The organism is Methylophaga sp. UBA2012, assembly GCF_002335235.1.
GTDB classification, from domain to species: Bacteria; Pseudomonadota; Gammaproteobacteria; order Nitrosococcales; family Methylophagaceae; genus Methylophaga; species Methylophaga thalassica.
Map to the genome: position 1 here is coordinate 29,274 of NZ_DDCG01000019.1, position 14,100 is coordinate 43,373.

At 43.5% G+C, this 14,100-nt stretch carries 16 protein-coding genes; 5 read left to right on the top strand and 11 right to left on the bottom strand.

Features of this window, described 5'->3' with window-relative positions; genetic code table 11:
• Nucleotide 1: 1 nt before the first annotated feature.
• Entirely contained in the window at nucleotides 2-382 is a 381-nt protein-coding gene (gene apaG / locus B2248_RS13275; RefSeq protein WP_273179795.1) for a Co2+/Mg2+ efflux protein ApaG, read from the top strand.
• 15 nt (nucleotides 383-397) lie between these two features.
• Complete coding sequence (locus B2248_RS13280) at nucleotides 398-1,018, top strand: DUF2238 domain-containing protein (RefSeq protein WP_273179798.1); 621 nt, start codon at nucleotides 398-400, stop codon at nucleotides 1,016-1,018.
• Here the strand turns inward: B2248_RS13280 and B2248_RS13285 are convergent.
• The gene (locus B2248_RS13285) at nucleotides 1,007-1,888 is read right to left on the bottom strand and encodes a pentapeptide repeat-containing protein (protein WP_273179801.1); all 882 of its coding nucleotides are present in this window, start codon (nucleotides 1,886-1,888) and stop codon (nucleotides 1,007-1,009) included. The genes B2248_RS13280 and B2248_RS13285 overlap by 12 nt on opposite strands.
• Before the next feature lie 65 nt (nucleotides 1,889-1,953).
• Between B2248_RS13285 and B2248_RS13290 the strand changes: the two genes are divergently transcribed.
• From B2248_RS13290 to B2248_RS13300, 3 genes are all read left to right on the top strand, one after another.
• Nucleotides 1,954-3,639 (top strand): flagellar hook-length control protein FliK, encoded by a 1,686-nt coding sequence (locus B2248_RS13290; RefSeq protein ID WP_273179802.1) that lies wholly within the window; start codon nucleotides 1,954-1,956, stop codon nucleotides 3,637-3,639.
• A complete protein-coding gene (locus B2248_RS13295; protein ID WP_007146661.1) occupies nucleotides 3,636-3,929 on the top strand; it encodes an EscU/YscU/HrcU family type III secretion system export apparatus switch protein in 294 nt (97 codons plus the stop codon). The genes B2248_RS13290 and B2248_RS13295 overlap by 4 nt, the downstream gene beginning before the upstream one ends.
• Nucleotides 3,930-4,115: 186 nt before the next feature.
• Complete coding sequence (locus B2248_RS13300; RefSeq protein WP_273179805.1) at nucleotides 4,116-5,924, top strand: putative bifunctional diguanylate cyclase/phosphodiesterase; 1,809 nt, start codon at nucleotides 4,116-4,118, stop codon at nucleotides 5,922-5,924.
• Here B2248_RS13300 and B2248_RS13305 read toward each other — a convergent pair.
• The 10 genes from B2248_RS13305 to B2248_RS13350 all read right to left on the bottom strand — a co-directional run bounded on the left by B2248_RS13305 (nucleotide 5,921) and on the right by B2248_RS13350 (nucleotide 14,090).
• Nucleotides 5,921-6,292, bottom strand: a complete 372-nt coding sequence (locus B2248_RS13305) for a DUF2802 domain-containing protein (protein ID WP_007146659.1) — start codon at nucleotides 6,290-6,292, stop codon at nucleotides 5,921-5,923. The genes B2248_RS13300 and B2248_RS13305 overlap by 4 nt on opposite strands.
• Before the next feature lie 29 nt (nucleotides 6,293-6,321).
• A complete protein-coding gene (locus B2248_RS13310; RefSeq protein ID WP_273179807.1) occupies nucleotides 6,322-6,504 on the bottom strand; it encodes a hypothetical protein in 183 nt (60 codons plus the stop codon).
• Nucleotides 6,505-6,516: 12 nt separating this feature from the next.
• Nucleotides 6,517-6,990 carry a chemotaxis protein CheW gene (locus B2248_RS13315; protein WP_007146657.1) on the bottom strand — a complete coding sequence of 158 codons (474 nt, stop codon included), beginning with the start codon at nucleotides 6,988-6,990 and terminating at the stop codon, nucleotides 6,517-6,519.
• Nucleotides 6,991-7,073: 83 nt separating this feature from the next.
• The gene (locus B2248_RS13320) at nucleotides 7,074-7,835 is read right to left on the bottom strand and encodes a chemotaxis protein CheW (protein ID WP_273179809.1); all 762 of its coding nucleotides are present in this window, start codon (nucleotides 7,833-7,835) and stop codon (nucleotides 7,074-7,076) included.
• A complete protein-coding gene (locus B2248_RS13325) occupies nucleotides 7,828-8,616 on the bottom strand; it encodes a ParA family protein (protein ID WP_007146655.1) in 789 nt (262 codons plus the stop codon). Before B2248_RS13325 ends, B2248_RS13320 begins: the two co-directional genes overlap by 8 nt.
• Nucleotides 8,617-8,618: 2 nt before the next feature.
• Nucleotides 8,619-9,512 carry a flagellar motor protein MotD gene (gene motD, locus B2248_RS13330; RefSeq protein ID WP_007146654.1) on the bottom strand — a complete coding sequence of 298 codons (894 nt, stop codon included), beginning with the start codon at nucleotides 9,510-9,512 and terminating at the stop codon, nucleotides 8,619-8,621.
• Between the two features lie 10 nt (nucleotides 9,513-9,522).
• Complete coding sequence (locus B2248_RS13335; RefSeq protein WP_273179812.1) at nucleotides 9,523-10,263, bottom strand: flagellar motor protein; 741 nt, start codon at nucleotides 10,261-10,263, stop codon at nucleotides 9,523-9,525.
• Nucleotide 10,264: 1 nt separating this feature from the next.
• Nucleotides 10,265-11,320 carry a protein-glutamate methylesterase/protein-glutamine glutaminase gene (locus B2248_RS13340; RefSeq protein WP_007146652.1) on the bottom strand — a complete coding sequence of 352 codons (1,056 nt, stop codon included), beginning with the start codon at nucleotides 11,318-11,320 and terminating at the stop codon, nucleotides 10,265-10,267.
• Between the two features lie 8 nt (nucleotides 11,321-11,328).
• Complete coding sequence (locus B2248_RS13345; protein ID WP_273179815.1) at nucleotides 11,329-13,347, bottom strand: chemotaxis protein CheA; 2,019 nt, start codon at nucleotides 13,345-13,347, stop codon at nucleotides 11,329-11,331.
• Between the two features lie 11 nt (nucleotides 13,348-13,358).
• A complete protein-coding gene (locus B2248_RS13350) occupies nucleotides 13,359-14,090 on the bottom strand; it encodes a protein phosphatase CheZ (RefSeq protein WP_007146650.1) in 732 nt (243 codons plus the stop codon).
• Nucleotides 14,091-14,100 lie beyond the last annotated feature (10 nt).

A 14,100-nucleotide genomic window follows, 5' to 3' on the forward strand; every position in this document is an offset into this window, starting at 1 on the left:
TATGAATGAACAAAATAACGATATTTTAGTTGATGTAGAAACGACCTATCTGGATGAAGAGTCAGATCCGGAAAAAGCACGCTATCTATTTGCCTATACCATCACTATCAAAAATCACAGCCAATCATCGGCACGGCTGTTATCGCGTTACTGGAAAATTACCGGTGGCGACGGTCATGAGCAAGAAGTAGAAGGCGATGGTGTCGTAGGACTTCACCCTTATCTCGCCCCTGAACAGGAGTTCACCTATACCAGTGCGGCGATGCTAGGTACGCCTGTTGGTATGATGCAAGGTCATTACAAAATGATGGGTGATAATGGCGAACGCTTTGAAGTGAATATTCCGGCATTCACCCTAGCTGCGCCACGTAAATTGCACTAAGCCACGCTCTGCGTAATGCTGGCAAGTCATAATATAGAAAAACTGATCTGGTTGGGATTCGTTTCTATTGCCTTGCTTGTTTCTGCCATAGATCCGGTTGCTGATCGATTGACCTGGTTTATGGAAACCGTGCCGGTCATGGTTGCAATACCCCTATTGCTAGTGACGCATAGACGATTTCCACTGACTATTATTTCAATTCGCGCTATTAGCATCTTTGCTTTTATTCTGATTATTGGCGGTTTTTACACCTATGCAGAAAATCCCTTATTTAACTGGATTCAGGACGAGTTCGACTTAGCCCGTAATCATTATGATCGTCTGGGCCATTTTATTCAGGGTGTTGTACCAGCATTATTAGCTCGTGAAATATTATTACGCGCTTCTCCACTTCAGCGAGGCAAGTGGTTATTTTTTCTGGTCTGCTCTGTAAGTCTGGCTATCAGTGCCTGTTATGAGTTTGTCGAGTGGGCCGCTGCTGTAATTAATGCCCAGGCGGCTGAGGCTTTCCTGGGAACGCAAGGTGATAAGTGGGATACACAGTGGGATATGTTCTTAGCCCTAAATGGCAGTATCTTTGCTCAATCGGTTTTTGCTCGAACGCAGGACCGTCAATTAGCAGAACTATTGCGCTGATTGTCGGCATATACCAATGGAGTTTTTACCGCATATTGCACCATTAATCCAGATGGCATTATCTAACTGAACGCCTTCCAGCTTGGCACCATTGATATTGGCCAGGGTTAAATCGGCGTAGGACAAATCTGCATAAGACAAATCGGCATCACCTAAATCTGCTTCTCTTAAGTTTGCACCTTTCAGATCAGCCTTCATTAATAGGGCGTAACTCAAATTCGCCTTACGCAGATCACTATAAGCCAAATCAGCTCCCGATAAGTCACTGTTCATCAGGTTAGCATTGCTAAGATTACTAGCACGCATTAACGCCATGGAGAGAGTGGTATTGGTAAGATTTTGGCCTGAAAGCTGACAGTTATTCCAATTGACCTTAGGTGCTGCTGGAGACTGGCAATCAGATTGTGGGGATGGCAAAGGTGTTGGAAAGCGAATGGCTAAAATACTGACAATGACAAGGACAATTAAAATAGAGATGCTGGGCCAGAATATGTTTTGGTTACGGTTTAAGTAACGATGCATGAGGATTCGACGCAGATATCGTCTTTTCAGCTCTATTTCCGCTTCTTCCTCGCGCCGTTCGCCTTGACGTTGTTGTAATACTGACTCATCGACTTCAGTATCTGTTGAATTACGTCGATCCAAGCCTGTACGCTCATCTAAATAGCCTTTTACAGGCTGATCTTTTGAGGGAGCAATAGTGAAATCAGCAGAATCAGCAAAGCTATGCCAATGACGACGGTCACGTGAGACCTCATCATCCAAACTAAGCCGCCCTACTTTTAGGTGATTACTAATAACAGAAGCGGTAAACGGGCCTGAAATCTTGCCCTGTTTACGAATATACCATTGTCCATTTTTATGTTTCATTGCCATTGCTCTTAGCAATAACCAGATTGCTATACTAGCATTATGTCGAGTTATATAGTGACTTTATGCAGATAAATAGATCTCAACAAGCGAATACTGAAGTGATTGTAAATGCCTCTACAAAATTAGCGGATGCAGTTCCTGTCGGCCAAAAAGTAGAGGCGACAGTGATTGGAAGAGTCAATGCCGAACAGATTAAACTTCAGCTTGGTGATAAGGTGTTTCAGGTCAATACGCAACAAGAGCTGACGCCTGGTCAAAAAGTCACTCTGCAGAAATCTATCGAAGCTGGCCAGCCAGTCATTCAATTAACGCCTGCCTCAGCACAAAAAATCGATATTGAGCCAATGACTTTGGCAACACTATTAAAAGCAGGGCAAGTCATTGCTGCCGATGTTGTCAAAATGCTTGCACAAAATCGCTTATTAGTGGCACCTAAATTTATTACTGATGGGTCGGTAACTCAGCCTCAAGCTAACCAGCTTGCTCAATTAAACAACGCTTTACCTAAGCTAATGGAAATTGATGTTAGTGGTATCAATCAGCTGTTTAAAACAGGCGATAAACTTGCTGTTGAGGTATTAAAAACACTGCCATTATCGGTAAAGATCATGCCGGATGCTGCGACTCGTGAACAGCGGGTGATGAATTACCAGCGAGAATTATTGCCATTATTACAGAACCTGATAGCTAAACCGGCGAGCATGAATTTATCGTCAGATACTACGCAATCTCTGCCTGAGCCCGTGCGACAAGCACTAACTGGTTTAATACAAAACCTGGTGGATAAGAGCAGCTTGCAGCAGCCGGAAAAGCTGCAACAAACGATTAATAACAGTGGGGTGTTTTTTGAAAATCAGCTGAAACAAACGACTGCGGAGACGAATTTACAACAGAACTTGAAAGGGAATTTATTACGATTAGCAGATGTGCTTAGAGCACAATTACAATCCCCATTATTACCTAAATTACTGGATAACCCAGAGCTCATAAAACAACTACCGATCGAGGTGCAAACTGCTATCAGGCAGGTATTATCAACACCGCAGGATATGAGACCTCTGCCAGCACAAATATTGCCAGCTCTGGCAAATCGTGGACAAACACCAACTCAGCTGTTATTCAGTTTATTGTCAGGATTAACAACAGCAAGCAATACAGATAAAACAGCACCACCAGTGACGACAAGTTCACCACCGGTCACGACTGCACCAGTTGTGAATGTGGCTGCAAATGCGCAACAGGCTGTTACACGAGCGATTGAGTTTCAAATGATGCGTGATTTATTGCAGGATGTTGAGTCAGTCACTGCGAAAATTCAGTTCAATCAATTGTCGATGGTCCAAGACAATGATCTCAATACCAACGCCAATGTTTGGCTATTTGATCTACCCGTTAAGGAAAAGCAGCAACTGGAAATGTTACAGATGCGGATTGACCAGCAATATACCGCAAAGGACAAAGATAAGGATTCAGCGATTTGGCAGGTCCAACTCAACCTTGAAACTCAGAATTTAGGTCCTATGCAAGCCAGAATTACACTACACGCGCTTGATGTGAGTGTGGTGTTATTAGCGGAACGTCAGCAAAGTGCCACATTATTGACAACTTATTTAGAGCATTTAGATGGACGCTTAAATGATATTGGGCTTAATGTCAGTCACCTAAGTTGCAGACAAGGCATTGTAAAGCCTGTAACACCGATTGTGATGACAGAACGAAAGGATCACCTGGTGGATATTTCCGTATGAGTAAAAAAGATATTTTGCATGCCATAGCACTTCAATATGATGGTGAGAATGCACCTATTGTCACCGCCACTGGTCAAGGTGATATTGCGGATGAAATTATTCGCATAGCACGCGAACACAATATCCCATTGCGTCAGGATGCGCTGTTGACCGAGTTATTGAGTGAACTCAAACTTGGTGAAGAAATTCCCCCGATACTCTACAGAGCGATTGCCGAGGTTATTGCGTATGCGTATCTGGTGTCAGGAAAAGTTCCTGTAAATAAAAGAGAAAATAAAAACCAAAGCTGAAACTCAGCATTTATATACATAAGTATTTTCTGGAAACATACTCATAAACTTTATAATCAGGATTATAAAAATAACATTAAGTGTTGATTTTAATATATATATCCGATATTGTCGGTGCATGTTTAATTTCTGGTCTACAGAATGTAGCTCCCCTAACTGATGAAAAATAAAATCAAGGAAACGTTGATGCGTGAGATAGCACTTGATCAGAAATCTGATCTACCTGCTAGCATAGCTTCAGTTACAGAACTCCTTGATGCAAAGATCATCATTGGCGGTCGCCATCCAGCCGAAACGGCATTTACAAAAACCTTACTTGAAATCAGTGGTTTTAAACGCATACAAAGTGCGACTGATACTGATGGGGTTATGCTGTTACTGCGGCAGAGTATCCAAAACGACTTATCCGATATCGACTTATTGATTTTAGATAATGATTTACCTAGAATTTCTACCAAAGATATTCGTATGGTGATGGATCAGTTTGATGAATGGCGTTTGATCCCCATTATTTCGTTATGCAGGCAATCTATTTGGGATCATGCTCAGTTACTTACTGATTTAGGCTATGGTGTGACTTCGCTCCTTTACCACCCGATGACAGCTGAATCATTACCTCCAGCGATTATGACGGCATTAGCAATTAAACGAGAGCGTGATAAAACGTTTAAACGACAAACAGAGCTTGAAGATGAACTTGCTAACCTGAAAGTGATGGAAGCACGCTTACAGTTTTCAGTGAATCATGATGATTTAACCGGCCTGGCGAATCGACGACGTCTAGAGAATGCACTGGATATGACCTTGAGTCAGGTGCGTAATTTCATGAGCGTCAGTGCACTTTTTTATATTGATTTAGATAGCTTTAAAGTGCTGAATGATGCCGAGGGACATGAAGCAGGCGATACTTTGCTGGTACAGGTGGCTAACTCGCTGAGGCGTTATTTTAATATTAACGATATTCTGGTGAGGATTGGTTCGGATGAGTTTGCTGTGCTGGTCAACAATACGGATAAAGAAACAGCAATCAAATTAGCTGAAGATCTACGCAATCTTTTTGATGGCTATGATTTTGAACATCATTATCATCTGTCAGCCAGTATCGGTTTAAAAGTGATTGATGCGGACAATGCCACCACGGTAGGGGAAGTACTGTCACATTCAAATCAGGCTTGTTATACCGCCAAAACTCGCGGACGCAACAGAGTGCATCTTTACAGTCCTGATGACCGAGAAATGCATACCTTGCGTCATAGTGTGGAATGGGCACCACGCATTCGCGCTGCGTTGAAGGAAGGTTTGTTTTTATTAGAGTTCCAACCGATTTATTCACTTGAATCCGAGCAGGTCTCACACTATGAGTGCCTGATTCGTATGCGTGGTGATGGTAACGTTATTTTTTATCCAAAAGAGTTCATTCCTGTTGCTGAAGCAATGGGGTTGATACATCAGATTGATTTCTGGGTCGTGGCGAAAGTCTTTGAGCTGATCGTCAATATGCCAGAAAATCTATCGTTTGCTATCAATCTTTCAGGCAATGTATTTCTGGATGAGAATTTATACAAGTTAGTACGGGATAAGCTCAGTCAGACCAAGATAGATCCGAATCGTATTGTTTTTGAAATTACCGAAACCTACGCCATCTCTAACTTTGAGCAGACAAGAAGAATGGTGTCGGATTTGCGTTCACTGGGATGCCGCTTTGCACTCGATGATTTTGGGGCAGGCTTTAATTCGTATAGTTATTTAAAACATTTCCCTGTCGACATTTTGAAAATTGACGGCGGATTTATTACTGATTTGGATAACGACCCGGTTGATCAGCAATTAGTGAAATCGATGATCGATATTGCTCATAGCCTTGGTAAAAAGACGGTGGCGGAGTTTGTCGAGAGAAGAAGTACCTTAGAATTGTTAAAGAGTTATGGTGTTGATATGGTTCAAGGCTTTTTAGTCGGTAAACCCAACGCCAAAATACCGAAACCAAAAGATTAATGTACATTACGCTGTCCATGTAATGTGGTAATCAGATGAGCCTCTTCATCGCTTAAATTACAGTTATTTATCAGCTGTTGAATATCCGCCCCTTTCTTAGCTAAACGAATCGCATGGTCGTAACCCGGTTGATGATTGGCACTGAGGTCGAGGCTGCGTTGATGATCACGCAGTTTACTCAGTGTTTGCTCGAACTTATGAATACGATCATCAGTACCAGCAGCACCCGAGCATAAGGCGGTGATTTGATTTTGAAGATCATGAATACGTTTAGTTTGCAATTGATACAGTTTCAGCAGGCGCATGGTAGCGAGGCCAATGACCAGAAATACGGCACTCATTACGGTAAATACGACGAAAATAGTCATGGTTTTACTCCCCAGACAGCTGTCTGAACTTAAACGTACTCATCAATAAACTCGCCCTTATCATCTTCTTTTGGACGCGGTTTCTCTTCTTCTTCAGTCGTCTCTTGTTTCTTCTTGTGCTGATCCTGTTGTGCCGGTTTATCTTCATCTGAGACAGGATGAATAACCGGCAAGGGCGTGGTCGGCTGGATAGGATTGATATCATCAGCCATTGACGTTATCCCTTAAAAACCAGAAATGTCAGCAATCTCTTCATCGTTTAATAATTTATTGACGTCGACCAGAATCAACAAATATTTATCACGTTTGCAGACCCCTTGAATAAAGCGTGAACTGTCATCACTGACATTCGGTGCAGTATCAATTTCTGACTGTCGTAAATAAACGACTTCTGCCACACAGTCGACCAACATACCAATAACATGGCCAGAGACTTCTACGATAATAATTCGAGCCCGATCATCAGGTTCAATCGCGTTTAAACCAAAACGCATTCGGGTATCGATGACGGTCACTACATTGCCACGTAAATTAATAATACCCAGTACATAAGAAGGCGCGCCTGGTACCGGTGCAATTTCAGTCATGCGTAATACTTCCTGCACCTGCATGACGTTAATACCATAGTATTCGTCTTCGAGTTGATACGTCACCCACTGTAAAATCGGGTTTTCGTTACTGTTATCTTTCTCGCTCATGTTTTATGACCTTCTGATATGGCTGTCATTTTTATGACAGCGAGCTGCTGATAAAGGATATGCAGACATCATGCCAGTTAACATCACTCTAAGGCATTAATGATGGCAGAGATATCCAAAATACTGTGCATTGTTTCGCTCAGTACGCCTGTAAACCATGGCCGCTGACTTGTATCATGGCGCCAGTTAATGTCGCCACTGTTTTTATTGATAATTTGCTCAATGTTATCGCATGCGATACCAGTGCGTCTGTCATTGACCAGAAGTATATAGTTTGCTTGTAATGCTGTTTCTTTATTGGGGGTATGTAGTAGCGTTCTGATATCAATGACATTAGTATTTTGACCATTGTCACTGAAAAGACCGACTTCCCATGATTTACGTCCAGGAATTTGACTCAGCCCCTGCGTTGGCCAGCGAATAATATTATCAAGCGAATCAACTTTGATAGCGACTTTCATACCACCGATATCACACAATAATATTTTGAGAACAATATTCGGTATTTGTCGCTTGTCTGCTGTCGTTTCTGTTGCGGCATCAGATTGGAGGGACTCTTCTACTATCGATTCTGTTTCGCTGCTCACGTCTTGAGGCTGTATGTCATCCTCGTTTTCTGGCGTCGGTGTCGATACCAGAGCGTTGGCTGGAACGACAATATCTTCATCAGACTGGGTAATATCCTCTGTTGGAAATATGACAGTCTGTTTCAATGCGGGTTTGGTTATTGGTGGTTCTGAATGGCTTACAGCAGCATCGCTCGCGGTCTGCTCTGAATCCAATAACATATCATTGAAGTAAGCGGATAACGCATCCCGCTGTTCATAAATTTTTTTCTTAGCCATTGGAAACATTCACCTCTGGCTCATTTAACATATTCAACAATTGTTTATAGGCTCTTGTGCCTGCGCTATCGGGTGACATTTCTGGTAAAGGCAGTCCAAGCTTACTGGCTTCACGAAAGCCGATATCGACAGGAACAAAACTTTGCCAGACATTATCACCATAGCGTTTATGAAGTTCTGCCAGGCAGTCGATAGCTGCTTTTGTTCGGCCATCATGCATGGTCGGAACAATAAAATAGGGCAGGGCGCTTCGTCGCGAATGATTAATCATCGACACGGTATGCAACATATGCTCAAGACCTTTGAGCGATAAAAACTCAGTCTGGACCGGAATAATCAGTTTATCGCAGGCTGCCAGCGCGTTGATCATTAACACCCCAAGCATTGGCGGGCAGTCAATAAGCACGTGTTTAAAGCGATCTTTGAAAAAGCTTAATGTTTTACGAATCACTAAGCCTTTCCCTTGTTGAGCACCTAACTGTCGGTCCAGCGTTGCCATCGCGGTGGAGGCGGGTAATAAGAAAATATTATCGTGACGAGTTTTTTTCAGACTTTTTAAAATGGCTTCTTTGGGGGTGTTGTCTAATTGCTGAAATAAGGTGTAAATACTGGTTTCAATGCTGTCAGGATCATAACCGAGATAGGTTGTCAGTGAGCCATGAGGATCAAGATCTAGCATCAGCACGGGCTCACCTTTCTGTGCAAGTAGGCTGGCAAGCGACACTACTGTTGTCGTTTTTGCGACCCCGCCTTTCTGATTACATACTGCCCAGACAGCCATGATTATTGTTCACCTGTATTATTTTGGCCAGACTGGCTTGTGTCAGAATTAACGGGGATTGACGATCTGGATGAAGGGGAGCCTGTGCTTGCATCATGGAAAACATTGATATCCCGACGACTCATATCATTACCCAACACAACCAACACCACCCGGCGGTTTTTCTGCCGTCCCGCTTCAGTATCATTACTTGCAATCGGTTTATACTCACCATAGCCGATAGCTGACATACGGTCAGGTTGAATACCGTACCTGTCTAATAAATGGACAACACTGGCAGCACGTGCAGCCGATAATTCCCAGTTAGATGGAAAACGTGGCGTATTAATGGGGTTATTATCAGTAAATCCTTCAACCTGAATAGGATTAGCTGATTTTTGAAGGATACTGGCTATCTCCCCCAGAACAGGTATAGCAGGGCGGGCCAGCCTGGCTTCACCACTTTCAAATAACACTCGTGACTTTATTTCCAGTTCCAGCCAGTCTTCACCTTGTTTTATCATGACATCGTCAGATTTAATCCAATCGGATAATGCGGAGCTGAATTGTTTGGATAGATCATTGATGGTACGGATATCATTATCTGTCGCTTTAGGTGGAAAGTTGGAAACAACCTCAGGTAGAGGCGTTTCCGGCACTACTGGGGCGAGAGGTTCAATCACTATCTCACCTTTTCCCCGACTGATTTCACCAATTTGTATTGGATCTTTACTACGAACAGGTTCTGAGAATACCGCTTCCAGAGTATCGGACAGCACACGGTATTTACCTTCATTGACGGAAGAGATCGAGTACATCACGACAAAAAAAGCAAATAAAAGGGTGATAAAGTCAGCATAGGAGACCAGCCAACGTTCGTGATTTTCATGTTCTTCATGTCTGTTTCGACGAGCCATAGAGCATCACTCAGTTTAAATAGGCCTGAAGGCGACTTTCGATATTTCTTGGGTTGTCACCATCAGCTACACCAATTAACCCTTCAATCAACATCATTTGAAGACGACTACGCTTATTAATCAACGCTTTTAGCTTATTACCGATTGGCAGGAATAATAGGTTGGCAAGACCCACACCATAAATTGTAGCGACAAAGGCAACAGCAATACCTGAACCCAGTGAGGCAGGATCTGCCAGATTTCCCATCACATGAATCAGTCCCATCACAGCGCCAATAATACCAATAGTGGGTGAGTATCCACCCATGGCTTCGAACACTTTGGCTGCCTGAAAATCATCTGATTCCTGAATATCCAGATCATTTTCCAGTACCTCTCTGAGTACTTCCGGTTCAATGCCATCAGCAATCAATTGCAGGCCTTTTTGCGTGAAAAGATCGGTCTCTTCAATCGCCATAGATTCCAGTCTGATGAGTCCTTCTCGTCGTGCAACCTGATTCCATTCCAGTATTTTTTCTAATTGCAGGCGAGGTGATAACTTGGGTGGTTTGATGATCCATAAAGACATTCGCATGGCACGCAGAAATGTACTCATTGGCGTTTGTAGCATGACTGCACCAAGCGTGCCGCCCATCACAATCAACAGGGCGACAGCGTTCATAATGGTGTCAATATGACCGCCTTCAAGATACTGGCCTATCAGTATGGCCCCAAAACCAATAATGAGTCCGAGGATACTCAAAATATCCATATCAACTCAGTTCCGCCAGTTGTCGACCAATGTCGTTGATATCGAGAATTTTGTCAGCCAGGCCAGCTTTAGCGACAGCCATTGGCATGCCATAAATCGTACTGCTTTGTTGATCCTGAGCCCATACGGTGCCAGTTCTTTTCTTGATATTTTCACAGCCATTACGACCATCACTACCCATACCCGTCAAGATAACAGCTAAGGTTTTGGCTCCACATATATTGGCAATAGAATCAAATGTCAGATCCACACAGGGTTTATAGGTCTCATTAGCGTCACCGGCTTCGATACTGACATAGAGATGATTTGGGCGGCCTTTAAGTAACATTTGTTGGCCACCAGGTGCCAGATAGGCTGTACCCGCTTGCAACACTTCACCATTTTCTGCCTGTTTTACCCGAATTGCACATTGTGTATTCAAGCGTTCTGCAAATGAGGGTGTAAATGTGGCCGGCATGTGCTGAATTAATAAAATAGGACAAGGAAAATTCGCCGGCAATTGTGTTAATACTTTTTGTAGAGCAACCGGGCCACCTGTCGAGGTACCGATGGCAACCAGCTCAGGTGTCGTATTTGAGGACTTATCAGCTTTCACTGGAACAGATACTTGGCTTTTGACTATTCTGTTCGCCGCTGATAAATCTGAGTGATTGGCGTGAAAGCCACTGGACAGTTGATATATTCGCTGGCAAAGCTTGCGTTGAGCTTCAACTTTATCACTCGATAAATCTTCAAAACGCTTTGGTAAAAAATCTGTCGCACCGGCTTCCAGTGCATCCAGCGTCGATTTCGCTCCTTCCGTGGTCCAGGTCGACAACATAAGGACGGGTGTATTACGGATTGCTTTTATTTTACGTACGGCGGTAATGCCATCCATCACCGGCATTTCTAAGTCCATTGTGACCACATCGGGATGGTGACGTTGTACTTCCCTGATAGCTTCTTCGCCATTACTGGCAGTGGCAATGACTTGAAGTCGCGGATCGGTTGCTATGATTTCAGCAAGACGTTTACGGAAAAAACTTGAGTCATCGACTATCAGAACCTTAACCGTCACACCTACTCCTAATATCCACGGTTAGCATGGACTTTCATTAATTCTGGGAAATCCAGAATTAATGCAATGCGGCCGTCACCAGTAATAGTCGCGCCAGCAAACCCATGAGTTCCTTGTAACAAAGCTCCAAGTGGTTTAATAACAACTTCTTCTTGCCCCAGCAGGACATCGACCACAAAGCCGACACGCTGAGTACCTACATTTACGATAACAACATGTTCAATTTCAGGTTTTTTGCCATCAGTCCGACCTTTGGTCAGCCATTTGCTGAGATAAAATAAGGGTAAGGCTTTATTTCTCACCATAATGGTTTGTTGACCATCCACCACATTGGTTTTAGAAAGATCGAGATGGAATATCTCATTCACGTTAACCAACGGGAATGCAAAAATTTGTTCACCCAACATCACCATCAATGTCGGCATAATGGCTAATGTCAGTGGGACCTTAATAGAGAGGGTTGTACCCACACCGACTTCAGATTGAATATCGATAACGCCATTCAGTTTCGATATGCTGGTTTTTACCACGTCCATACCGACACCACGGCCGGAAATATCTGATATTTCCTGTTTCATGGAAAAACCGGGAGAGAAGATCAGTGAAAAGCACTCGGATTCTGTGAGTCTTCCTGCTGTGTCTTCATCCATCATGCCTTTTTCAACAGCTTTACGGCGCAGTGTTTCAGGGTTCATACCCGCACCATCATCAGCGATAGTCAGTAAGATATGATCACCTTCCTGAGCGGCAGAGAGGACGACTTTACCTTGACGAGGTTTACCAGCAGCTTCACGCACATCGGGCATTTCAATACCATGATCCACCGCATTTCTGACCAAATGCACAAGCGGATCGGCCAGTGCCTCAACTAAGTTTTTATCAAGATCGGTTTCCTCACCACGAAGCTCAAGATCAATATCTTTTTTAAGGCTTCTGGCTATATCCCGCACAACGCGAGGGAAGCGACCAAATACTTTTTTGATTGGCTGCATACGCGTTTTCATCACAGCCGTCTGTAAATCCCCTGTGACCACGCGCAGATTATTGACAGCCTTTGCCATCTCTTCATTTTCAAACGCTGATTCAAGCGTGCTTATACGGTTTCTTACCAGTACAAGTTCACCCACCATATTCATGATTTCATCAAGACGGCTTGTATCAACACGTACACTGGTATCCGCTGCTTGTTTGGCAGGAGCCGCTTTCGCTTCAACCTTTTCAGCAGCAGGGGCTTTTTCTACTGGTTTCGGTGCAGAAGCTTTGGTTTCTGCCGCTTTATCAGATGCTGGCGGGCTAGCTGGTTTGGGCACGGATGGCGTTGGGGCAGGGGGCTCAGCTTGTGCCTTTTTTGCCCCCTGTAATTCATCCAGAAGAGCCTCAAACTCTTCTTCAGTTATGTCATCACTACCTGTTGAAGTGGGTGTTGGGGTAGGAGCAGGTGTACTTGCTTTTTCTGTGTCTTTAATGCCTGGCGCAGAATTACCATGGAGCTGGTCTAATAAAGCTTCAAATTCATCATCCGTGATTTCATCATCTGCAGCTGCACTGGCTGATTCTGATCCTTGAGATGGCGCAACTTCCTCAACTTGTTCTTCAGGCGCGACTTCTGGTTCTGGCTCTGGCGCAGCCACGGCTGAATCATTATTGATGTATACAGATAATTGCTCAATAATTTCATTATCAGCAGGGCTTGGATATTGACCGGATTTAATTTCGGCAAACATCGTATTAAGAATATCGAGCACTTTGAGGAAGGTATCCATCATATCGGCATCGACAAAGCGTTCACCTTGTCTTAACAGATTGAATAAGTCCTCGCTCTTGTGGCAAAGATTGACCATCGCTTCCAGACTAAGAAAGCCTGCACCGCCTTTAATAGTATGAAAACCACGAAAGATGGAGTTAAGGAGATCGGCATCTTGCGGGCTATTTTCTAGCTCAACAAGTTGCTCATTCAGACCTTCTAATATTTCTTCTGCTTCAACAAGAAAGTCTTGCAGGATTTCATCATCTGTGTCCAGCGCCATGAATCATTTCCTCAGAAGCCGAGGCTAGATAACAAGTCATCCACATCATCCTGGTTATTCACCACGTTCGGGTTGTCTTGTGCATTTATCTGCGGACCTTCAGCTTTAATTGGGTCAATTTCTTTTTTATTCGGAGACTGTTTCGGTTTGCCAGCCACTTTGACTAACTGTACTAAACTGTCTTCCACTTCTTCTACCAAGCTAATAACCTGACGAATCACTTGTCCGGTTAAGTCCTGGAAGCCCTGAGCCAACATCATTTCAGATAAATTATGGTGAACCTGATCTGCATGTTGTTTCACTGTAGGTAAATACTCTTCTATTTCTTTTACCAACAAGCGAAACTCATCTGCATTCATTTCCTTTTTCCGAAAACGGTGCCAACTCTCATCTATCTTTTCGGCAGTATTTCGGAGTTCTTGAGCTAAAGGTAAGGTGTTATCGATGTAACCTAAGGTTTTGTGTGCAGCTTCTTCTGTCGTGGTGATGACATAGTTAAGCCGTTCACGTGTGTTAGGCATATTATTCTGGGTTAAATCGACCAGTTTTGCATCAAGATTGAAGTTATTCAAAGAATCATGAAGTTCACGTGTAAGCTTGCCTACTTCTTTGAATAAATGACTTTCCTGTGCTTTTGCCAGAATTGTCAGTTGTTCCTCAGCAGCGATCTCATCATTCTTTTCAAGCGCCTCGACGAGGGCTCGTGCTGCTTCTAATTGGGTTGCCTGATTTGCTGAAGCCATGAGCCGAGTG